The following is a 20,680-nucleotide window of genomic DNA, read 5'->3' on the forward strand; positions in this document are numbered from 1 at the left end:
CGGCGCGAATATTTACAATAAATAAGGTAAACGGTCCTAACCCGAACCTGACCCGCTTTTTCCAGCGGGTCAGGCATTGCGCCGTTTTGATTGGGCGCATCGAAATTACCAGGACGCCTACCATGTCTCGCCAAGATGCGAACGCCGCCTTCGCCCTGTCGTCTTTTCTGCAGGGCACCAATGCCACCTACATCGATGAAATCTATGCGCGTTACGAGAAGGATCCGTCGTCGGTCGATGCCGACTGGCAGGAGTTCTTCAAGAGCCTGAAGGATGCGCCGGCCGACGTTCAGAAGAACGCCTCGGGCCCGTCCTGGGAGCGCAGCAACTGGCCGGTTTCGCCGCGCGACGAGTTGACCTCGGCGCTGGATGGCAACTGGGCTGTGGTCGAGAAGAAGGTCGGCGAGAAGATTGCGGCCAAGGCGCAGACCAAGGGCGTCGAATTGTCGCCGGCCGACATCAACCAGGCCACCCGCGACTCTGTCCGTGCGTTGATGCTGATCCGCGCCTACCGCATGCGTGGTCACTTTCACGCCAAGCTCGATCCGCTCGGCATCGAGGCCCCGCGCAACCGCGAGGAGCTCGACCCTCGCTCCTACGGCTTCACTGAAGCCGATTACGACCGCAAGATCTTCCTCGATCACGTGCTCGGCCTCGAATATGGCAGCTTGCGCGAGATCGTCGCGATCTGCGAGCGCACCTATTGCCAGACGCTCGGCGTCGAGTTCATGCACATCTCGAACGCCGCGCAGAAGGCCTGGATCCAGGAGCGCATCGAGGGGCCGGACAAGGAAATCTCGTTCACCCGCGAGGGACGCCGCGCCATTCTCACCAAGCTGATCGAGGCCGAGGGCTTCGAGAAGTTCTGCGACGTCAAGTTCACCGGCACCAAGCGCTTCGGCCTCGACGGTGGCGAGTCGCTGATCCCGGCGCTGGAGCAGATCATCAAGCGCGGCGGCAATCTCGGCGTGAAGGAGATCGTGCTGGGCATGCCACATCGCGGCCGCCTCAACGTGCTGACCCAGGTGATGGGCAAGCCGCACCGCGCGCTGTTCCACGAGTTCAAGGGCGGCTCGGCCAACCCGGATGCGGTCGAAGGCTCTGGTGACGTCAAGTACCATCTCGGCGCCTCCTCGGACCGCGAGTTCGACGGCAACCGCATCCATCTGTCGCTGACCGCCAACCCGTCGCATCTCGAGATCGTCGATCCGGTGGTGCTCGGCAAGGTCCGCGCCAAGCAGGACCAGCACGGCGATCCGCCGGACATGCGCATCTCGGTGCTGCCGCTGTTGATGCATGGTGACGCAGCGTTCGCCGGCCAGGGCGTCGTGGCCGAATGCTTCGCGCTGTCGGACCTGAAGGGCTACCGGACAGGTGGCTCGATTCATTTCATCGTGAACAATCAGATCGGCTTCACGACCTATCCGCGCTACTCGCGCTCGTCACCCTATCCGTCCGACGTCGCCAAGATGATCGACGCGCCGATCTTCCATGTGAACGGCGACGATCCGGAAGCGGTGGTGTTCGCGGCCAAGGTTGCGACCGAGTTCCGGCAGAAATTCCACAAGCCGGTCGTCATCGACATGTTCTGCTACCGCAGGCATGGCCACAATGAAGGTGACGAGCCCGCCTTCACCCAGCCGGTGATGTACAAGAAGATCGCCGGTCATCCGTCGACCCTGGAGATCTACTCCAAGCGTCTCGTCGCCGAAGGCGTGATGACGGAAGGCGAGGTCGAGAAGGCCAAGGCCGATTGGCGCGCCCGGCTCGACGCCGAGTTCGAAGCCGGCACCTCCTATCGCCCGAACAAGGCCGACTGGCTCGACGGCAAATGGGCAGGCCTGAAGTCCGCCGACCAGGAAGAAGAGGCGCGCCGCGGCGTCACCGGCGTCGAGATCGACCGTCTCAAGGAGATCGGCCGCAAGATCACCAAGGTGCCGGACGGCTTCCGCCTGCATCGCACGATCCAGCGCTTCCTCGAGAACCGCGCCAAGGCGATCGATAGCGGCGTCGGCCTCGATTGGGCGACCGGCGAGGCGCTGGCGTACTGCTCGCTCTTGCTCGAAGGCCACAAGGTCCGTCTCTCCGGTCAGGACAGCGAGCGCGGCACCTTCTCGCAGCGCCACTCGGTTCTGATCGACCAGGAGGACGAGAGCCGCTACACGCCGTTCAACCATCTGGCGCCGGAGCAGGGCCATTTCGAGGTCATCAACTCGCTGCTGTCGGAAGAGGCGGTGCTCGGCTTCGAATACGGTTATTCGCTCGCCGAGCCGACCGCGCTGACCTTGTGGGAAGCGCAGTTCGGCGACTTCGCCAACGGCGCGCAGGTGCTGTTCGACCAGTTCATCTCGTCGGGCGAACGCAAATGGTTGCGCATGTCCGGCCTCGTCTGCCTGCTGCCGCACGGTTATGAGGGCCAGGGTCCGGAGCATTCGTCAGCGCGCCTTGAGCGCTATCTGCAGATGTGCGCCGAGGACAACATGCAGGTGGTCTATCCGACCACGCCGGCGAACTACTTCCATGTGCTGCGCCGCCAGCTGCACCGCGAGATCCGCAAGCCGTTGATCGTGATGACGCCGAAGTCGCTGCTGCGTCACAAGCGCGCGGTGTCGCGGCTTGAGGAACTCGCCAAGGGCACCACCTTCCACCGCATCCTGTATGATGACGCCCAGATGCAGGCGGACGACAAGACCAAGCTGGTGCCGGACGACCAGATCCGCCGCATCGTGCTGTGCTCGGGCAAGGTCTATTACGACCTCTATGACGAGCGCGAGAAGCGCGGTCTGAACGACATCTATCTGATGCGCATCGAGCAGCTCTATCCGGTGCCGCTCAAGGCGCTGGTCGCCGAGCTCGGCCGCTTCAAGAACGCCGAAGTCGTATGGTGCCAGGAAGAGCCGCGCAACATGGGCGCCTGGCACTTCATCGAGCCCTATCTCGAATGGGTGCTGAACCAGACCGGCGGCAAGAGCAAGCGTCCGCGCTATGCCGGCCGTGCCGCGTCGGCCGCCACCGCCACGGGCCTGATGTCGAAGCATCTCGCCCAGCTGAAGGCGCTGCTCGACGAAGCCCTGAACTGAACCTGCCTTTCACGCGCCCCGCATGCCATGCGGGGCGCAAGTACACCGCGTTGATCGTCCGTGCCGCATCGCTTGCTCGCCGCAAGGCGATGACGGACGGGCTTTATGACCGCACGGGTTATTGAGGATAGAGACCATGACTGAAATTCGCGTTCCGACGCTCGGGGAATCCGTCACCGAAGCCACCATCGGCCGCTGGTTCAAGAAGGCCGGCGACGCCGTGGCGGTCGACGAGCCGCTCGTCGAGCTCGAAACCGACAAGGTGACGATCGAGGTGCCGGCTCCCTCGGCCGGCACGCTCGGCGAGATCATCGCCAAGGACGGCGAGACGGTTGCCGTCGGCGCGCTGCTCGGCCAGATCAATGATGGCGCTGTGGCCGCCAAGCCCGCCGCGGCTGCCCCGGCTCCCGCGAAGCCCGCCGCAGCACCGGCGGCTGCAGCTCCCGCCCCGGCCAAGGCGCTGCCCGCCGATACGCCGCAGGCTCCCTCGGTGCGCAAGCTCTCCGCCGAGAGCGGCGTCGATGCCACCACCGTTCCGGGCTCCGGCAAGGACGGCCGCGTCACCAAGGGCGACATGCTGGCCGCGATCGAGCGCGCCGCGTCGGCGCCGACCCCGGTCAATCAGCCGGCCGCCGCCGTGCAGGTCCGCGCGCCGTCGCCGGCCGACGATGCCGCGCGCGAAGAGCGCGTGAAGATGACCCGGCTGCGCCAGACCATCGCGCGCCGCCTCAAGGACGTGCAGAACACTGCGGCCATGCTGACGACCTTCAACGAGGTCGACATGACCAACGTGATGGCGCTGCGCAGCCAGTACAAGGACGTGTTCGAGAAGAAGCACGGCTCAAAGCTCGGCTTCATGGGCTTCTTCACCAAGGCGGTGGTGCAGGCGCTGAAGGACATCCCGGCGGTCAACGCCGAGATCGACGGCAGCGATCTCATCTACAAGAACTACTATCACATCGGCGTGGCCGTCGGCACCGACAAGGGCCTGGTGGTGCCGGTGGTGCGCGACTGCGACCACAAGTCGATCGCCGACATCGAGAAGGGCATCGCCGATTTCGGCCGCCGCGCCCGTGACGGCCAGCTCAAGATCGACGAGATGCAGGGTGGTACCTTCACGATCACCAATGGCGGCATCTACGGCTCGCTGATGTCGACCCCGATCCTGAACGCGCCGCAGTCCGGCATCCTCGGCATGCACAAGATCCAGGAGCGCCCGGTCGTGGTCGGCGGCAAGATCGAAATCCGCCCCATGATGTATCTGGCGCTGTCCTATGACCACCGCGTCATCGACGGCAAGGAAGCGGTGACCTTCCTGGTGCGCGTCAAGGAGAGCCTGGAGGATCCGGCGCGGCTCGTGCTGGATCTCTGATCATCGTCATTAGCTGATGCTCGAGAGGCGCGCTGAGAAGCGCGCCTCAAACCTCACGGGGGCCATCATGACCGACAGGGTTGCAGTGATCACCGGCGGCAGCCGCGGCATTGGCCGCGCCACCGCGCTCGCCGCCGCATCGCGCGGCTTCAAGATCGTGGTCGGCTATGCCTCCAACGAGGCCGCGGCGCAGAGCACGGTTGCCGCGATCGAGGCCAGCAACGGCAAGGCGATCGCGGTGAAATGCGACGTCGGCCGCGAGCACGACATCCTCGCTTTGTTCAAGGCGGCGGACAAGTTCGGCACCCTTGGTGCGCTGATCAACAATGCCGGCATCGTCGGCCCGACCACGCGTGTCGACGAGATGAGCGCGGAACGCATCGAGCGCCTGATGGCGGTCAATGTCACCGGCAGCATTCTGTGTGCACGTGAGGCCGTGAAGCGAATGTCGACGCGACATGGCGGCAAGGGCGGCGTGATCATCAATCTGTCGTCGGTCGCCGCCAAGCTCGGCTCGCCCAACACCTATGTCGACTATGCCGCCTCCAAGGGCGCGATCGATTCCTTCACCGTCGGCCTCGGCCACGAGGTCGCCAGCGAAGGGATTCGCGTCGCCGCCATTCGCCCCGGCCTGATCGACACCGATATTCATGCCTCCGGCGGTGAGCCCGATCGCGCTCATCGTCTGGCGCCGATGGTGCCGATGAAGCGCGTCGGCACCGCGGATGAAATCGCCAATGCCATCGTCTGGCTGCTGTCGGACGAGGCCTCCTATGTCACTTCGGCCATTCTCGACGTGTCGGGCGGACGCTGACGACCGTCGTTATCTCTGACTTGCAAGCTTACGGAACATTCGATCATGGCTAACTACGATCTCGTCGTCATCGGCACCGGACCCGGTGGTTATGTTTGCGCCATCCGCGCGGCGCAGCTCGGCATGAAGGTGGCCGTGGTCGAGAAGAACGCCACCCTCGGCGGCACCTGCCTCAATGTCGGCTGCATGCCCTCGAAGGCGCTGCTGCATGCCTCTGAATTGTTCGAGGAGGCCGGGCATTCCTTCGCCAAGATGGGCATCAAGGTGCCGGCGCCGGAGATCGACCTGCCGGCGATGATGAACTTCAAGCAGCAGGGCATCGACGGCAACGTCAAGGGCGTCGAGTTCCTGATGAAGAAGAACAAGATCGACGTGCTCCAGGGCAAGGGCAAGATCCTCGGCACCGGCAAGGTGCAGGTGACCGGCAATGACGGCACCGCGCAGACCGTCGAGACCAAGAACATCGTGATCGCCACCGGCTCCGACATCGCGCGCCTCAAGGGCATCGAGATCGACGAGAAGCGCATCGTTTCCTCGACCGGCGCGCTGTCGCTGGACAAGATTCCGTCGAGCCTGCTCGTCGTCGGTGCTGGCGTGATCGGGCTCGAGCTCGGCTCGGTGTGGCGCCGCCTCGGCGCCAAGGTCACCGTGGTTGAATTCCTCGACCGTATCCTGCCCGGCATGGACCTCGAGATCGCCAAGCAGTTCCAGCGCATCCTCGAGAAGCAGGGCTTTGCGTTCAAGCTCGGCGCCAAGGTGACCGGTGTCGACACGTCAGGGGCAACGCTCGCCGCGACGATCGAGCCGGCGGCCGGCGGCGCGGCTGAGAAGATCGAGGCCGACGTGGTCCTCGTCGCGATCGGCCGCGTGCCGTACACCGACGGCCTCGGCCTGCAGGAGGCTGGCGTCGTGCTCGACAATCGCGGCCGCGTGCAGATCGATCACCATTTCGCGACCAGCGTGCCCGGTGTCTACGCGATTGGCGATGTCGTCGCCGGTCCGATGCTCGCGCACAAGGCCGAGGATGAGGGCGTGGCGGTGGCCGAGATCCTGGCCGGCCAGGCCGGTCATGTGAACTACGACGTGATTCCGGGCGTCGTCTACACCACGCCGGAAGTGGCCTCCGTCGGCAAGACGGAAGACGAGCTCAAGCAGGCCGGTGTTGCGTACACCGTCGGTAAGTTTCCGTTTACCGCGAACGGCCGCTCCAAGGTCAACCAGACCACTGACGGTTTCGTGAAGATCCTTGCAGATGCGAAGACCGATCGCGTGCTCGGCGCGCACATCATCGGCCGCGAGGCCGGTGAACTGATCCACGAAGCCGCCGTATTGATGGAGTTCGGTGGCTCTGCCGAGGATCTGGCGCGCACCTGCCACGCCCATCCGACGCGGTCGGAGGCCGTCAAGGAAGCCGCTCTTGCGGTCGGCAAGCGTGCCATCCACATGTGACCGACGCTTTTGCGGTGTGATCGGCGGATGCGACAAAAAGGTCTGCCGACCACGCTGAACCAAACGGCAAGGTTCGAGGTCGTATCGTCACGGCGGCCTCAGCCCGAGGCCGGGCCGAGATGGAGTGCCATGCTGCGCCGCCTGCTTCAGCCGTTCTGGGTCCTGCTCGCGATCATCTTCCTGATCGAAGCCTGGCTGTGGGACCATCTCGAACCGATCGTGGCGCGCATCGTCGCGGCGATCCCGCTGCGCAGCCTGAAGCATTGGCTCGCGGCCCGGATCGAGACACTGTCGCCGGCGCTGACCCTGGTGGTCTTCGTCGTGCCAGTCGTCCTGCTGTTTCCGCTCAAGCTGCTCGGCATGTGGCTATTGATGCATCATCAATGGAAGCTCGCGCTGGGGACGATCGTATTCGGCAAGATGGTCGGCGTCGGTATCACCGCCTTCATCTTCGACGTGACGCGCAGCAAGCTGCTGCAGATGCCGTGGTTCGCGTGGCTCTATGACGCCGTGCTCACGCTGCGCCGGAAGGCCGCGGCGCTGGTCGACCCGATCAAGCAGCGCATCCGCGAGATCGTCAGCGACGTGCTCGGCGGCAATACCCGTGGCTGGTCCGCCCGGCTGGTTCGCCAGATCACGCGCTTTCGCCGCAGCGTGCAGGCGCGCTAATCCGACTTGCTCGAAACTCAACAACGCGCAGATTTGCTGAATTGTCCTTCACCTCCCCCGCTTGCGGGGGAGGTCGCGTCGCATCGTCAGATGTGACGCGGGTGGGGGAATTCTCTCCACGTGCACCGCCGCTGCGGTGGTCCCCACCCCAACCCTCCCCGCAAGCTGGGAGGGAGTCACACGCCGTCACCGGCTTTAGTGCAGATGCAACAGATGCGGCTGGAACAGTCCGAGCACGGTCATGGCGATCCCGACGACAGCGAGCGCGCCGGAGGCCCAGGCCAGCACCAGCATCCCGGTGATGATCGTCGCTGACGCCAGCACGATGCCGATCTGGAAGGCGGCCGAGGCCAGCTCGTAGTGGTGGTATTTCGCTGTCGCGAGGTCACGCTCCTCCTCGGCATGCTTGGCGCGCGCGGCGAGCTGTTCGCTGCCTTCGCCGGTCTCCGGCTCGGAGCGGTAGCGCGCGGCGTTCTTCTGCCAATCGTCGATCTGCTTCTGCAGCGCGGCCTTGGTCGCTTCGTCGGGCAGCGCGGGCAGGTTGAGCTTGCCCTGTTCGGCGGCGGTCTGCACCACCGTGCGCCGCACCGTCTTGGCCTGGAAGAAGGCCCACAGATTGGATGCTTCGACGTTCTTGCTGATCGATTCGGTCTGCGCGCCCTTGCCGAGCGTCTCCGACAACGCCAGGAACAGCGCGATCACCGCGATCAGCAGCGCGATCTTCTTGTTCTCGCCCGAGGCGTGCTCGGCGTGCTCCGCATGCTCCATGCTCTCATGTGCGCTCATCTGTTCCCCTCCGGATCAAGCGTCGGACGATTGCCGGAACGGGGGTGCAAGCGCAAGCGAAACGATGTGACGGAACGGTGTCAGCGCCGCGGATGCGCTGACGCGTAGACCTGCAGCAGCCGCTCCGAATCGATGCCGGTATAGACCTGCGTGGTCGACAGCGAGGCGTGGCCGAGCAGCTCCTGGATCGCGCGCAGGTCGCCACCGCGCGACAACAGGTGCGTCGCGAAGGAATGCCGCAGCGCGTGCGGTGTGGCGCTGTCGGGCAGGCCGAGCGCGCCGCGCAGCCGCTCCATCGCGAGCTGGATGATGCGCGGGCTCAACGGGCCGCCCTTGGCGCCGAGAAACATCGGCCCCTCCGCAGGCAGCGGATAGGGACAGAGCCGGGCGTAGTCGTCGATCAGTTGCAGCACGTTCTGCAGCACCGGCACCATACGGGTCTTGTTGCCCTTGCCGGTGACCACCAGCACGTCGCCTTCGCCAGGCCGCGGCACCTCGCGCCGCTTCAGGCCGAGCGCCTCGGAGATGCGCAGGCCCGAGCCGTAGAGCAGGGCCATCACGGCGGCATCGCGCGCCAAAACCCAGGTCTCGCGCGTCTCGCCAGCGCGCTCATCGGCATCGGCGAGCCGCTTGGCGGCGTCCATCGGCAGCGGTTTCGGCAGGCTCTTGGCGATTTTCGGCGCGCGGATCCCGGCGAGCGCGCCGACCTTGCCTTGGCCCTCGCGCTCCAGAAAGCGGCCGAACGAGCGCAAGCCCGCCAATGTCCGCATCAAGGAGCGCCCGGCAATGTCGTCGGCGCGGCGCATCGCCATGAAGGCGCGGATGTCGGCGGCCTCCAGCGCGGCGAAGCGCGCCAAGGTCACCGGCCCACCCCAATGCGTGCAGAGGAATTGCAGGCATTGCCTGAGGTCGCGCGCATAGGCCTCCACCGTCTTTGGCGACAGCCGCCGCTCGCTGCGCAGATGCGCCAGCCACTGCATCATGGCGCGGATGACGCCCTCGTCGGCGCCGAGGAGATCGGGGGCTTGGGGCGCGTCGCTTATGTCCTTTTCCATTGGTCGCGTCCGTTTTGCCATGTCGTGCCCGCGAAGAGTTCGGCGTCCGATGGAGCGATGTCTCTCGCGGCAGGCTGGGCCCGTGCCTCTCCCCCGCCTGCGGGGCGAGGGGGCGTCGCGGCGTTCGCGGAAACAGCTCGATCCCATCGAGGGAGTTCAAGTATATCGCATCCCCGACCTTTACCGTTCGCTAACTTTGCCGGGCGGCTTTCGCTTCAGCCGGATCAAGGCTAACTCCGCCGTCATGGACCGCGCGACCGATCTCTTTCCAGGTGCCCCGAGCACGGCCGGCGTGGTCGACGTGCTGGTTCCGGTCGCGCTCGACCACACTTATTCCTACCGCGTGCCGCGTGGCATGGCGCTGAAACCGGGCGACGTGGTCGGCGTGCCGCTCGGCGCGCGCGAAGTGCTGGCCGTGGTGTGGGCGGAGAATGCCAATCCCGATCCGCGGCTGCACAACCGGCTGAAGGATGTCAGCGAGAAGCTCGACGTGCCGCCGCTCAAGCCGGAGCTGCGTTCGCTGGTCGACTGGGTCGCCAATTACACACTGTCGCCGCGCGGCATGGTGCTGCGGATGTGCTTACGCATGGGCGAGCATCTCGGACCGGAGCGGGTGCGGCTCGGCGTCCGCCTGGTCGGGGACGCGCCGAAACGGCTGACGCCGGCGCGGAGGCGGGTCATCGAGGCGGTCTCGGACGGCCTGCTGCATGGCAAGTCTGACCTCGTCCGCGAGATCGGCGTGTCCGGTAGCGTCATCGACGGCCTTGTCGACGAGGGCACCCTGACGGTCGAAGCGATGCCGCGGACGCTCCCGCCGCCTGCCCCTGATCCCGACTTCGCCCGGCCGGAGTTCTTCGATGCCCAGCTTGCCGGCGTCGCGGCGATGCGGACGCTGGCCGCGAACGGCACATTCCAGGTGGCGCTGCTCGACGGCGTCACCGGCTCCGGCAAGACCGAGGTGTATTTCGAGGCGGTGGCCGAAACGATCCGCCGCGGCCGCCAGTCGCTGATCCTGATGCCGGAGATCGCGCTGACCGGCCAGTTTCTCGAGCGCTTCTCGCGGCGCTTCGGCGTCCGCCCGCTGGAATGGCATTCCGAGCTGACCCCGCGCACGCGCCAGCGCAATTGGGCGTCGATCGCCGCCGGCGAGGCGCCGGTCGTGGTCGGCGCGCGCTCGGCGCTGTTCCTGCCCTATGCGGATCTGGGCTTGATCGTCGTCGATGAGGAGCACGACCAGGCCTACAAGCAGGACGAGGGCGCGCATTATCACGCCCGCGACATGGCGGTGGTGCGCGGCCACATCGCCAAGTTTCCGGTGGTGCTGGCCTCGGCGACGCCCTCGGTCGAGACCGAGGTCAATGCGCGCAAGGGCCGCTACCAGCGCGTCGCGTTGCCGTCGCGCTTCGGCGGCCAGCACATGCCGCATATCGAGGCCATCGATCTCCGGCGTGAGCCGCCGCCACGCGGCCGCTACATCTCGCCGCGGCTGGCGGGCGAGATCCGGACCGCAATCGAGCGCGGCGAGCAGGCGCTGCTGTTCCTGAACCGCCGCGGCTATGCGCCGCTGACCCTGTGCCGCGCCTGCGGGCATCGCTTCGCCTGCACCATCTGCGACGCCTGGCTGGTGGATCACCGCTTTCGCCAGCGGCTGGTCTGCCACCATTGCGGCTTCTCGATGCCGCGCCCGCCGACCTGTCCGCATTGCGCCGCCGAGGAATCGCTGGTTGCGGTCGGCCCCGGCGTCGAACGGCTGCAGGAGGAGGCGGCGGCGCTGTTTCCGGACGCGCGCAGCATGGTGCTGTCGAGCGACCTGATCACCTCGATCGAGACCATGCGCGCGGAGCTGACCGAGATCGCGGAAGGCCGCGTCGACCTGATTATCGGCACCCAGCTCGTCGCCAAGGGCCATAATTTTCCGCGGCTGAATCTGGTCGGGGTGGTCGATGCCGATCTCGGCCTCGGCAATGGCGATCCGCGCGCTGCCGAGCGCACCTGGCAGCTCCTCAACCAGGTGATCGGCCGCGCCGGCCGCGAGCAGGGCCGCGGGCGCGGCTATCTGCAGACCCACCAGCCCGAGCATCCCGTCATGAAGGCGCTGGTCGCCTGCGATCGCGAGGCCTTCTACACCAGCGAGATCGAGGCCCGCGAGCGCACCGGCTATCCGCCGTTCGGCCGGCTGGGGAGCCTGATCATCTCGGCGGGCGACCGGCCGACCGCGGAGGGCTTCGCGCGCCGGCTGGTAGCGTCAGCGCCGCGTGAGGAGGGCGTACTGCTGCTCGGCCCGGCCGAAGCCCCGCTCGCCGTCATCAAGGGCCGCTACCGCTTCCGGCTGCTCCTCAAATCGGCCCGTAATTTCGATCTGTCGGACTATCTGCGCCACTGGCTGGCGCATGCCGAGAAGCCCAAGGGCAATCTCAAGCTCGAGGTCGACGTCGACCCCCAAAGCTTCTTGTAAGTCTCTCTCTGCCGTCATTGCGAGGAGCAACGGGTCCGCGCAAAGCGCGGCCCGATGACAGGCTCCGCGACGACGCAATCCAGCGTCCCGATCGGGCCCCTGGATTGCTTCGCTGCGCTCGTAACGACGCGTGGAGAGTGGCTAGATGCAGGTGCCTTACGACACGACCTCGGCGGTGACGCGGCCGACGCCGGCGCGAGTCAGGCCGATGGCGCGGGCGGCGCCGGTCGAGAGGTCGAGCACCCGGCCACGGATGAACGGGCCACGGTCATTGACGGTGACGATGACGCTCTGGCCGCCATGGGTCACGCGCAGCTTGGTGCCGAATGGCAGCGAGCGGTGGGCGCAGGTCATGGCGTTGGCGTTCATACGCTGACCGGAGGCGGTGCGGCTGCCGGACTCGTTGCCGTAATACGAGGCCATGCCGGAGAAGGTGCGGCCGGTGCCAGAGGTCGGGGTGACCGACGCGTTGGCGTTCATCCAGGACGAGCCGTTGGACGACCAGCCGTTCGAAAAGGAGTCTGCCGCGGGCTGAGCGGCTTGGCGCGCCATGTGGTGGTGGTGATGGCGGGCGTGATGATGATGATGCCTGGAGCGGGCCGAGGCTTCGGTGGCACTGCCGCCGACGATCAACGTCACGGCTACAGCGAGCGCGGTGCGCGAGCCGGCGATCTTGCCAGCCGAGAGGTTCTTCAGTTTGAGCATCTATCTGTCCCTCGAAACAGTATTGCCGCCTTCTGCGGCCAGTGGACCCCCGTCAGGTGTTGAGGCGCGCGCCGTTTGGTGGGGCAATGAGGCACGAATGGGGCAGTAGAAATTGTTCCGATCCAGTTCAATTATCTTTGGACTTGTTCCGTCACGCTCGGAAAATTCCGTAATCCGGCCCTTTAACGCTTCGTTAAGTAATGAATACTTCGTATTACTTTCGAGTTAAGTTCTCGTTGGCCATACCAAGATGACGCCAAGTAATGCGTTCCCAGCGCGGGAGGCGCGCGGAAGTCGGCCAAACAAGAGTCAAGGGGAATGGGACATGGCGGCCATGCAGCAACAGCTGGAACACTTAGGTTCTGAGGAGGTATGACTGTCCGGTCTGTGGTTGGCCCATTTGGCGTGATCGGCGTGGCTGCCGCGGTTCCCAATGCAGCGCGGCAACAACGTGCCGAATAGCGGGCCGCCGCTTGTTGCGGCTGCGCTTACGCTATGTTAGCAAAGCGCCGCTTTTCGTGATCAAGCTGCTCTCGCGGCGATCGAAAATCAAAGTCCTGCTTGAATTCCAAGGGCTTAACTGGACTGCCGCTGCGGCGGCGCGCCGGTTTCCCTCTTGTGGGTTGGGCACATATAAAAAGAGCGCGCCTGTGGCTGCTGAAGATCCCCCCGTGTCCGGTGTGTCCGGTCGTTACGCGACGGCCCTGTTTGAACTGGCCCGTGACGAGAAGTCCGTCGATGCGGTCAAGGCCGATCTCGACAAGTTCAATGCTCTTCTCGATGAAAGCGCCGACCTCAAGCGTCTCGTTCGCAGCCCCGTGTTCGGCGCGGACGTGCAGCTGAAGGCGCTGAACGCCGTGCTCGACAAAGCCGGCATCGCCGGCGTTGCGGCCAACGTGCTGCGCGTGCTGACCGCCAATCGCCGTCTGTTCGCAGTGGCCGATGTGATCCGCGCCTTCAACGCGCTGGTCGCAAAGTACAAGGGTGAAGCCACGGCCGACGTCACCGTCGCCGAGCCGCTCTCCGACAAGAATCTCGACGCCCTGAAGGCCTCACTGAAGACAGTGACCGGCAAGGACGTCGCGCTCAACGTGAAGGTGGATCCAGCGATCATCGGCGGGCTCGTCGTCAAGCTCGGCAGCCGGATGATCGACAGTTCGCTTCGCACCAAACTCAACTCGATCAAGCACGCGATGAAAGAGGCAGGCTGATGGACATCCGCGCCGCGGAAATTTCCGCGATCCTCAAGGACCAAATCAAGAATTTCGGGCAGGAAGCCGAAGTCACCGAAGTCGGGCAGGTGCTGTCCGTCGGTGACGGTATCGCCCGCGTCTACGGTCTCGACAACGTCCAGGCCGGTGAGATGGTCGAGTTCGAGAACGGCACCCGCGGCATGGCGCTGAACCTCGAGACCGACAATGTCGGCGTCGTCATCTTCGGTGCCGACCGCGAGATCAAGGAAGGCCAGACCGTCAAGCGCACCCGCGCCATCGTCGACGCCCCCGTCGGCAAGGGTCTGCTCGGCCGCGTCGTCGACGCGCTCGGCAACCCGATCGACGGCAAGGGGCCGATCCAGTTCACCGAGCGCAAGCGGGTGGACGTTAAGGCGCCGGGCATCATTCCGCGCAAGTCGGTCAACGAGCCGATGGCCACCGGCCTGAAGGCGATCGACGCGCTGATCCCGATCGGCCGAGGTCAGCGCGAGCTGATCATCGGCGACCGCCAGACCGGCAAGACCGCGATCGCGCTCGACACGATTCTGAATCAGAAGCCGCTCAACGCGCAGCCGGACGAGAAGATCAAGCTGTATTGCGTCTACGTGGCCGTCGGTCAGAAGCGTTCGACCGTCGCCCAGTTCGTGAAGGTGCTCGAGGAGCAGGGCGCGCTGGAATATTCGATCGTGGTCGCCGCGACCGCGTCTGATCCGGCCCCGATGCAGTATCTGGCGCCGTTCACCGGCTGCACCATGGGCGAGTACTTCCGCGACAACGGCATGCACGCCGTCATCATCTATGACGACTTGTCCAAGCAGGCCGTCGCCTACCGCCAGATGTCGCTGCTGCTGCGCCGTCCGCCGGGCCGCGAAGCCTACCCGGGCGACGTGTTCTACCTGCACTCCCGCCTGCTCGAGCGCGCCGCCAAGCTGAACGAGACGCAAGGCGCCGGCTCGCTGACCGCCCTGCCGGTCATCGAGACCCAGGCCAACGACGTGTCAGCCTACATCCCGACCAACGTCATCTCGATTACCGATGGCCAGATCTTCCTGGAAACCGACCTGTTCTTCCAGGGCATCCGCCCGGCCGTGAACGTCGGTCTGTCGGTGTCGCGCGTCGGCTCGTCGGCGCAGACCAAGGCGATGAAGAAGGTCGCCGGCAAGATCAAGGGTGAGCTGGCGCAGTACCGCGAGATGGCGGCGTTCGCGCAGTTCGGCTCCGATCTCGACGCCGCGACGCAGCGCCTGCTGAACCGCGGTTCGCGCCTGACCGAGCTCCTGAAGCAGCCGCAATTCTCGCCGCTGAAGATGGAAGAGCAGGTCTGCGTGATCTGGGCCGGCACCAACGGCTATCTCGACGCGCTTCCGCTGGGCAAGGTCCGTGCGTTCGAGGACGGCCTGCTGTCGCTGCTGCGCGGCAAGCATGCCGATCTGCTGAACACGATCCGTGACACCCGCGATCTGTCGGACGACAGCGCTGCCAAGCTGAAGGCTGCGGTCGAGGGCTTTGCCAAGACCTTCTCCTGATCGATCGGGAGGCGTGGCCGGGTCGACCGGCCACCCCACGTCGACGACGTGGACCAAGATGTCACGCCAGGCACACGGCCTGGCGCCAAATGATCTTTATGGGTTGAGCGGCCGGGTCCTGACGGATCGGCCGCCGGGGTGAGCTAACGAACCATGGCGTCACTGAAAGATATGCGGGTGCGCATCGCCTCGACCAAGGCGACGCAGAAGATCACCAAGGCGATGCAGATGGTCGCGGCCTCCAAGCTGCGCCGCGCGCAGCTCGCCGCCGAGGCGGCTCGTCCCTATGCCGAGAAGATGGACGCCGTCATCTCGAACATCGCGGCGGCCTCCGCCGGCTCGCCGGCGAGCTCGAAGCTGCTGGCCGGCACCGGGCGCGACCAGGTCCATCTGCTGCTGGTCTGCACCGGCGAGCGCGGTCTGTCCGGCGCGTTCAACTCGTCGATCGTGCGCCTGGCACGCGAGCGGGCCCTGGCCCTGATGAACCAGGGCAAGGACGTGAAGTTCTTCTGTGTCGGCCGCAAGGGCTATGAGCAGCTGCGCCGCCAGTTCGAGAAGCAGATCATCGCACATGTCGATCTGCGCTCGGTGCGCCAGATCGGCTTCGTACATGCCGAGGACATCGCCAAGCAGGTGATCGCCCGCTTCGACGCCGGCGAGTTCGACGTCTGCACGCTGTTCTATTCGCGCTTCAAGTCGGTCATTGCCCAGATCCCGACCGCCCAGCAGATCATCCCGCTGGTGGTCGAGGCGCCGGCCGCCAACGCCGCACCGGTCGCGCTCTACGAGTATGAGCCGGAGGAGGACGAGATTCTGTCGGCGCTGCTGCCGCGCAATGTCGGCGTCCAGATCTTCCGCGCGCTGCTTGAAAACAACGCCTCGTTCTACGGTGCGCAGATGTCGGCGATGGACAACGCGACGCGCAACGCCGGTGAGATGATCCGCAAGCAGACGCTGGTCTACAATCGGACCCGCCAGGCGCAGATCACCAAGGAGCTGATCGAAATCATTTCGGGTGCCGAGGCGGTTTGACCGCGCAGCGCCCGTTGCAAGCAATCACGTTCAATTCTCGCGGTCCATTGGACCGCGGCCTGAAATTCGGATCGTAAGGAGAGAGATGAGATGGCTACCGCAGCCAACCAGATCGGTCGCATCACCCAGGTGATCGGCGCTGTCGTCGACGTTCAGTTCGAAGGTCACCTGCCCGCAATTCTCAACTCGCTGGAAACGAAGAACGCCGGCAACCGCCTCGTGCTCGAGGTCGCGCAGCATCTCGGTGAATCCACCGTGCGCACGATCGCGATGGACACCACGGAAGGTCTCGTGCGCGGTCAGGAAGTGACCGACACCGGCGCTCCGATCCGCGTTCCCGTCGGCGAGGGCACGCTGGGCCGCATCATCAACGTGATCGGCGAGCCGATCGACGAAGCCGGCCCGGTCAAGGCCGACAGCCTCCGCGCCATCCACCAGGAAGCGCCGAGCTACACCGACCAGTCGACCGAGGCCGAGATCCTTGTGACCGGCATCAAGGTCGTGGATCTTCTTGCTCCTTATGCGAAGGGCGGCAAGATCGGCCTGTTCGGCGGCGCCGGCGTCGGCAAGACCGTGCTGATCCAGGAGCTGATCAACAACGTCGCCAAGGCGCACGGTGGCTACTCGGTGTTTGCCGGCGTCGGCGAGCGCACCCGCGAGGGCAACGACCTCTATCACGAGTTCATCGAGTCCAAGGTCAACGCCGATCCGCACAATCCGGATCCGTCGGTGAAGTCGAAATGCGCGCTGGTGTTCGGCCAGATGAACGAGCCGCCGGGCGCCCGCGCCCGCGTCGCGCTCACCGGTCTGACCATCGCGGAAGACTTCCGCGACAAGGGCCAGGACGTGCTGTTCTTCGTCGACAACATCTTCCGCTTCACCCAGGCCGGCTCGGAAGTGTCGGCGCTGCTCGGCCGCATCCCCTCGGCGGTGGGCTATCAGCCGACGCTGGCCACCGACATGGGCGCGCTGCAGGAGCGCATCACCACCACGACCAAGGGTTCGATCACCTCGGTGCAGGCCATCTACGTGCCGGCCGACGACTTGACCGACCCGGCGCCGGCGACCTCGTTCGCGCACTTGGACGCGACCACGACGCTGTCGCGCTCGATCGCTGAAAAGGGCATCTATCCGGCGGTCGACCCGCTCGACTCCACCTCGCGCATGCTGTCCCCGCTGGTCGTCGGCGAGGAGCACTATGCGGTCGCCCGTCAGGTGCAGCAGGTGCTGCAGCGCTACAAGGCGCTGCAGGACATCATCGCCATCCTGGGCATGGACGAGCTCTCGGAAGAAGACAAGCTGACGGTGGCGCGCGCCCGCAAGGTCGAGCGCTTCATGTCGCAGCCGTTCCACGTCGCCGAGATCTTCACCGGCTCGCCGGGCAAGTTCGTCGAGCTCGCCGACACCATCAAGGGCTTCAAGGGCCTGGTGGAAGGCAAGTACGACCACCTGCCGGAGGCTGCCTTCTACATGGTCGGCACCATCGAAGAGGCGGTCGAGAAGGGCAAGAAGCTGGCGGCGGAAGCTGCCTGAGACGCGAATAGCGAATAGGGAGTAGCGAATAGAACAATCTGTTCGCTGCTTCCTGCTTCACTACTCGCCATTTGCTATTCGCTACTCGCAGGTTCCCCCATGGCAACTTTCCACTTCGATCTCGTCTCGCCGGAAAAGATCGCCTTCTCGGGCGAGGTCGACCAGGTCGACGTTCCCGGCCAAGAGGGTGATTTCGGCGTGCTCGCCGGTCATGCGCCGTTCGTCGCCACTTTGCGGCCTGGCATCCTGACCGTCACGGCCGGCGGAACGCAGCAGAAGATCATCGTGCTCGGCGGCCTCGCCGAGATCTCGGAGAAGGGGCTGACCATCCTCGCCGACGTCGCGACGTCGCTGAAGGAGCTGGACCAGACCGCCTTCGCGGCCGAGATTTCGGGCATGGAAGCCAAGCTGAACGAGAAGCAGGGCAATGAGCTCGATCGCGCGATCGAGCGGCTCGACCACTTCAAGACGATTCAGCAGCAGCTCAACACGACGGCGCTGCACTGAGTTTCGGTGCCGCAGGTTGACAAGCAATCGTGGCCGGGCTCCGCCCGGCCATTTTTCATTCCGGCTTGAACGCGCGGCGCGGCCGGGCGACGACTTCAGGGAAGCTGGTTGCGCGGTTGCCGATCCGGCGGCATGCTCCCGGCCGGTCGAACAGGCGTGGTGAGATGGCAGGCCAGATCGTCTTGAAGCGCAAGATCGCGGCGATTCTTGCCGCTGACATTGCCGGCTATTCACGTCTGGTCGCCGAGGATGAAGAAGAGACGCTGCGGCGTCTGGCAGCCTATCGTGAGGTCGTGGACGACTTCATCGCTCGCGCCGGCGGCCGCATCTTCAACACCGCCGGAGATGCGGTGCTCGCGGAGTTTCCGAGCGCTGTCGAGGCCGTGCGCTGCGCGATCGACATCCAGGAGAGCCTGCGAACCCGGAACAGGGATTTTCCGCCGAACCGGCAGATGAGCTACCGCATCGGCATCACCATCGGCGATGTCGTCGAGCGCGACGGCGATCTGCTCGGTGATGGAGTCAATATCGCGGCCAGGCTGGAGGGCCTCGCCGATGTCGGCGGCATCTGCATCTCGCGCGCGGTGCATGAGCAGGTCGCCAACAAGCTGTCGGTCCAGTTCGCCGACATGGGCGCGCGGGAGGTGAAGAACATCCCGACCCCGGTGCACGCCTTTCGGGTTGCGATGCGGCGCGAGGACGGCACCTTCGCCGCAACGGTCACCAAGAAGGCTCGCGCGCTGCGCCTGTTGGGATGGCTCGCGCTCACCGCGGTCACGCTGGCCGCGATCGGCGTCGGGACCGCTCTCTATCTGGATTATCGTGATCCGCCGCCGGCGCAACGCGATGCCGCCAAGGCCGCGGCCGAGGCGCTGGCGCGGCTCTCGGCGACTCCAGCGTCGCCCGTTTCGTCATCGTCCAAGCCGCCGGCGTCGCCCGGCGCGCAGCCCCCGTCCACTCCTGAGCCGCAATCGTCGCCGCAAGCCTCGCCCGTCATCGCCGCCGAGAGGTTCGCCGCTGATGCGGTGCCCTTCGTCAGCGAGCGCACCCGCATCGCATTGGCCCGCGACTATGTCCCCGCTCCAGCTCACAAGGCGTTCGCGACCACCATCAATGGCGTCAGCGCCTACGTCACAGGGCAGTCAAGCGAAGAGGCCGCCAAGGCGGCCGCGCTCGAACAGTGTCGCCAGCGTGCCGAGACGTCCAACGGATCGCGCAAATGCGAGCTCTATGCGGTCGGCGACAGCGTGGTCTTTCCGCACAGCAAGCCGCCGCTGCCGCCGCTGCCATGGGTCCGGCACGACCCCACGACGGAGCGCGCCTTCAGCGCCGCCGAGATGCCGCTGGTGAACGACAGCGGACGCGCCAGGCTCGAGGCAAATTACGCTCCCGGGCGCCGCTCCAAGGCGATCGCGCTTGGACCCAAGGGACATTTCGTCTTCAGCGTCGGCGCCGACCTGGTCGAAGACGCCGTCAGGCGCAATCTCGAATCCTGCGGCGCACAGGCCGGCACACCCTGCATGATCGTGGCGCTCGATGACGCCTTCGTCGTGCCGGTGCCGACCGTGCTGAAGGCCACCGGCTTCTTCCATGCGACGAGCGCCCCCGCGATCGCGGCCGACTCCCGCGACGAGGTGGTGCGTCGCCTCGCGGCCTCGCCGTCCGGCTGGAATGCGGTGGCGGTGGGCACCGCGGGTCATCCCGGCTTCGGCCTGAACGGCGACCGCGAGGAGACCGCGATCGGCGGCGCGCTGGCGGATTGCTCCACGCAGGACAGCGACTGCCGTGTCATCGCGATCGGCCCGTTCACGGTCGAGCCGAATTAGTAGCCGCCGCTCCTTGCGATTCCCGAAAATGCCTGCGCCACGGCGCGGTAGACCTCGCGGCGGAACGGCACCACCAGATCGGGGACGCGGGCCAGCTGCTCCCAGCGCCAGGCATCGAACTCCGCCGGCTGGCCATTGCGCGGCGTCACCGGGTCGATGTCCGCCTCGCGTCCCGTGAAGCGCATGGCAAACCATTTCTGGCGCTGGCCGCGAAAGCCGGCGAGGCGGTGGTTGGGATCCTTGAACGGCGGAAACTCGTAGGTCAGCCAGTCGGATTCGCCGAGAATCTCGGCGTCGCGAATGCCGGTCTCCTCCCACAGCTCGCGCCGGGCGGCCGCCTGCAGGTCCTCGCCGGGATCGACGCCGCCTTGCGGCATCTGCCATTCGAGGCCAGGCAGGATGATCTCCGGTCCATCGTCGCGAAAGCGACGTCCGAGAAAAACGAGGCCGTCGGCATTGAACAGGGCGATGCCGACATTCGGCCGGTAGGGTCTGGTTTCGGTCATGCTCTCATCCATGGGATTTTGCGCCGGATAGCAACGCATCGTGACGGCGTTGTCGCGGCCGAGCTGCAGAGATTGTTTGCAGGCCATGTGCAGCACGACGCCACCGCCTCAAGGCGAGACCGCTCAAAGCGTCAAGGCGTGGCCGAAGAGG

Annotated in this window: 16 protein-coding genes; 12 read left to right on the plus strand and 4 right to left on the minus strand. The window is 65.7% G+C overall.

Annotated elements, in window-relative coordinates; all coding sequences use genetic code 11:
* The first annotated feature begins 122 nt into the window (after positions 1–122).
* From BBTA_RS01890 to BBTA_RS01910, 5 genes are all read left to right on the plus strand, one after another.
* The gene (locus BBTA_RS01890; protein WP_012040735.1) at positions 123–3,080 is read left to right on the plus strand and encodes a 2-oxoglutarate dehydrogenase E1 component; all 2,958 of its coding nucleotides are present in this window, start codon (positions 123–125) and stop codon (positions 3,078–3,080) included.
* Between the two features lie 136 nt (positions 3,081–3,216).
* Positions 3,217–4,452 (plus strand): 2-oxoglutarate dehydrogenase complex dihydrolipoyllysine-residue succinyltransferase, encoded by a 1,236-nt coding sequence (gene odhB, locus BBTA_RS01895; RefSeq protein ID WP_012040736.1) that lies wholly within the window; start codon positions 3,217–3,219, stop codon positions 4,450–4,452.
* 67 nt (positions 4,453–4,519) lie between these two features.
* Positions 4,520–5,266, plus strand: a complete 747-nt coding sequence (locus BBTA_RS01900; protein WP_012040737.1) for an SDR family oxidoreductase — start codon at positions 4,520–4,522, stop codon at positions 5,264–5,266.
* A gap of 45 nt (positions 5,267–5,311) precedes the next feature.
* Positions 5,312–6,715 carry a dihydrolipoyl dehydrogenase gene (lpdA, locus tag BBTA_RS01905; RefSeq protein WP_012040738.1) on the plus strand — a complete coding sequence of 468 codons (1,404 nt, stop codon included), beginning with the start codon at positions 5,312–5,314 and terminating at the stop codon, positions 6,713–6,715.
* 129 nt (positions 6,716–6,844) lie between these two features.
* The gene (locus BBTA_RS01910) at positions 6,845–7,384 is read left to right on the plus strand and encodes a hypothetical protein (RefSeq protein WP_012040739.1); all 540 of its coding nucleotides are present in this window, start codon (positions 6,845–6,847) and stop codon (positions 7,382–7,384) included.
* Positions 7,385–7,579: 195 nt separating this feature from the next.
* Here the strand turns inward: BBTA_RS01910 and BBTA_RS01915 are convergent, their stop codons facing one another.
* Both BBTA_RS01915 and BBTA_RS01920 read right to left on the minus strand, forming a co-directional pair.
* A complete protein-coding gene (locus BBTA_RS01915) occupies positions 7,580–8,170 on the minus strand; it encodes a DUF4337 domain-containing protein (protein WP_012040740.1) in 591 nt (196 codons plus the stop codon).
* 80 nt (positions 8,171–8,250) lie between these two features.
* Entirely contained in the window at positions 8,251–9,246 is a 996-nt protein-coding gene (locus tag BBTA_RS01920) for a tyrosine recombinase XerC (protein WP_041750263.1), read from the minus strand.
* 223 nt (positions 9,247–9,469) lie between these two features.
* Here BBTA_RS01920 and BBTA_RS01925 point away from each other — a divergent pair, with 223 nt between their 5' ends.
* Positions 9,470–11,680 carry a primosomal protein N' gene (locus BBTA_RS01925; RefSeq protein WP_012040742.1) on the plus strand — a complete coding sequence of 737 codons (2,211 nt, stop codon included), beginning with the start codon at positions 9,470–9,472 and terminating at the stop codon, positions 11,678–11,680.
* Between the two features lie 156 nt (positions 11,681–11,836).
* Here the strand turns inward: BBTA_RS01925 and BBTA_RS01930 are convergent, their stop codons facing one another.
* Complete coding sequence (locus BBTA_RS01930) at positions 11,837–12,385, minus strand: septal ring lytic transglycosylase RlpA family protein (RefSeq protein ID WP_012040743.1); 549 nt, start codon at positions 12,383–12,385, stop codon at positions 11,837–11,839.
* A 650-nt stretch (positions 12,386–13,035) separates the two neighbouring features.
* Between BBTA_RS01930 and BBTA_RS01935 the strand changes: the two genes are divergently transcribed.
* The 6 genes from BBTA_RS01935 (at position 13,036) to BBTA_RS01960 (ending at position 20,023) form a co-directional block, all read left to right on the plus strand.
* On the plus strand, positions 13,036–13,596 hold the full coding sequence (locus tag BBTA_RS01935; protein ID WP_012040744.1) for a F0F1 ATP synthase subunit delta: 561 nt from the start codon (positions 13,036–13,038) through the stop codon (positions 13,594–13,596).
* A complete protein-coding gene (gene atpA / locus BBTA_RS01940) occupies positions 13,596–15,125 on the plus strand; it encodes a F0F1 ATP synthase subunit alpha (protein WP_012040745.1) in 1,530 nt (509 codons plus the stop codon). The genes BBTA_RS01935 and atpA overlap by 1 nt, the downstream gene beginning before the upstream one ends.
* Before the next feature lie 153 nt (positions 15,126–15,278).
* Positions 15,279–16,157, plus strand: coding sequence for a F0F1 ATP synthase subunit gamma (locus tag BBTA_RS01945; protein ID WP_012040746.1), 879 nt, complete (start codon positions 15,279–15,281; stop codon positions 16,155–16,157).
* A 90-nt stretch (positions 16,158–16,247) separates the two neighbouring features.
* Entirely contained in the window at positions 16,248–17,690 is a 1,443-nt protein-coding gene (atpD, locus tag BBTA_RS01950) for a F0F1 ATP synthase subunit beta (protein WP_012040747.1), read from the plus strand.
* Between the two features lie 99 nt (positions 17,691–17,789).
* The gene (locus BBTA_RS01955; RefSeq protein ID WP_012040748.1) at positions 17,790–18,197 is read left to right on the plus strand and encodes a F0F1 ATP synthase subunit epsilon; all 408 of its coding nucleotides are present in this window, start codon (positions 17,790–17,792) and stop codon (positions 18,195–18,197) included.
* Between the two features lie 164 nt (positions 18,198–18,361).
* A complete protein-coding gene (locus tag BBTA_RS01960; protein ID WP_012040749.1) occupies positions 18,362–20,023 on the plus strand; it encodes an adenylate/guanylate cyclase domain-containing protein in 1,662 nt (553 codons plus the stop codon).
* Here BBTA_RS01960 and BBTA_RS01965 read toward each other — a convergent pair.
* Positions 20,020–20,529: an RNA pyrophosphohydrolase gene (locus BBTA_RS01965; RefSeq protein ID WP_041751183.1), complete on the minus strand. Its 510-nt coding sequence runs from the start codon at positions 20,527–20,529 to the stop codon at positions 20,020–20,022. The genes BBTA_RS01960 and BBTA_RS01965 overlap by 4 nt on opposite strands.
* Positions 20,530–20,680 lie beyond the last annotated feature (151 nt).

Origin of the sequence: Bradyrhizobium sp. BTAi1 (assembly GCF_000015165.1) — a bacterium.
Lineage (GTDB): Bacteria > Pseudomonadota > Alphaproteobacteria > Rhizobiales > Xanthobacteraceae > Bradyrhizobium > Bradyrhizobium denitrificans.

Coding starts and splice junctions, on each gene's coding strand:
- BBTA_RS01920 (WP_041750263.1), bottom strand. CDS start 9,246: ATGGCAAAACGGACGCGACCAATGGAAAAGGACATAAGCGACGCGCCC.
- BBTA_RS01890 (WP_012040735.1), top strand. CDS start 123: ATGTCTCGCCAAGATGCGAACGCCGCCTTCGCCCTGTCGTCTTTTCTG.
- BBTA_RS01900 (WP_012040737.1), top strand. CDS start 4,520: ATGACCGACAGGGTTGCAGTGATCACCGGCGGCAGCCGCGGCATTGGC.
- BBTA_RS01945 (WP_012040746.1), top strand. CDS start 15,279: ATGGCGTCACTGAAAGATATGCGGGTGCGCATCGCCTCGACCAAGGCG.
- atpD (WP_012040747.1), top strand. CDS start 16,248: ATGGCTACCGCAGCCAACCAGATCGGTCGCATCACCCAGGTGATCGGC.
- BBTA_RS01910 (WP_012040739.1), top strand. CDS start 6,845: ATGCTGCGCCGCCTGCTTCAGCCGTTCTGGGTCCTGCTCGCGATCATC.
- BBTA_RS01955 (WP_012040748.1), top strand. CDS start 17,790: ATGGCAACTTTCCACTTCGATCTCGTCTCGCCGGAAAAGATCGCCTTC.
- atpA (WP_012040745.1), top strand. CDS start 13,596: ATGGACATCCGCGCCGCGGAAATTTCCGCGATCCTCAAGGACCAAATC.
- odhB (WP_012040736.1), top strand. CDS start 3,217: ATGACTGAAATTCGCGTTCCGACGCTCGGGGAATCCGTCACCGAAGCC.
- BBTA_RS01965 (WP_041751183.1), bottom strand. CDS start 20,529: ATGACCGAAACCAGACCCTACCGGCCGAATGTCGGCATCGCCCTGTTC.
- BBTA_RS01930 (WP_012040743.1), bottom strand. CDS start 12,385: ATGCTCAAACTGAAGAACCTCTCGGCTGGCAAGATCGCCGGCTCGCGC.
- lpdA (WP_012040738.1), top strand. CDS start 5,312: ATGGCTAACTACGATCTCGTCGTCATCGGCACCGGACCCGGTGGTTAT.
- BBTA_RS01960 (WP_012040749.1), top strand. CDS start 18,362: ATGGCAGGCCAGATCGTCTTGAAGCGCAAGATCGCGGCGATTCTTGCC.
- BBTA_RS01925 (WP_012040742.1), top strand. CDS start 9,470: ATGGACCGCGCGACCGATCTCTTTCCAGGTGCCCCGAGCACGGCCGGC.
- BBTA_RS01915 (WP_012040740.1), bottom strand. CDS start 8,170: ATGAGCGCACATGAGAGCATGGAGCATGCGGAGCACGCCGAGCACGCC.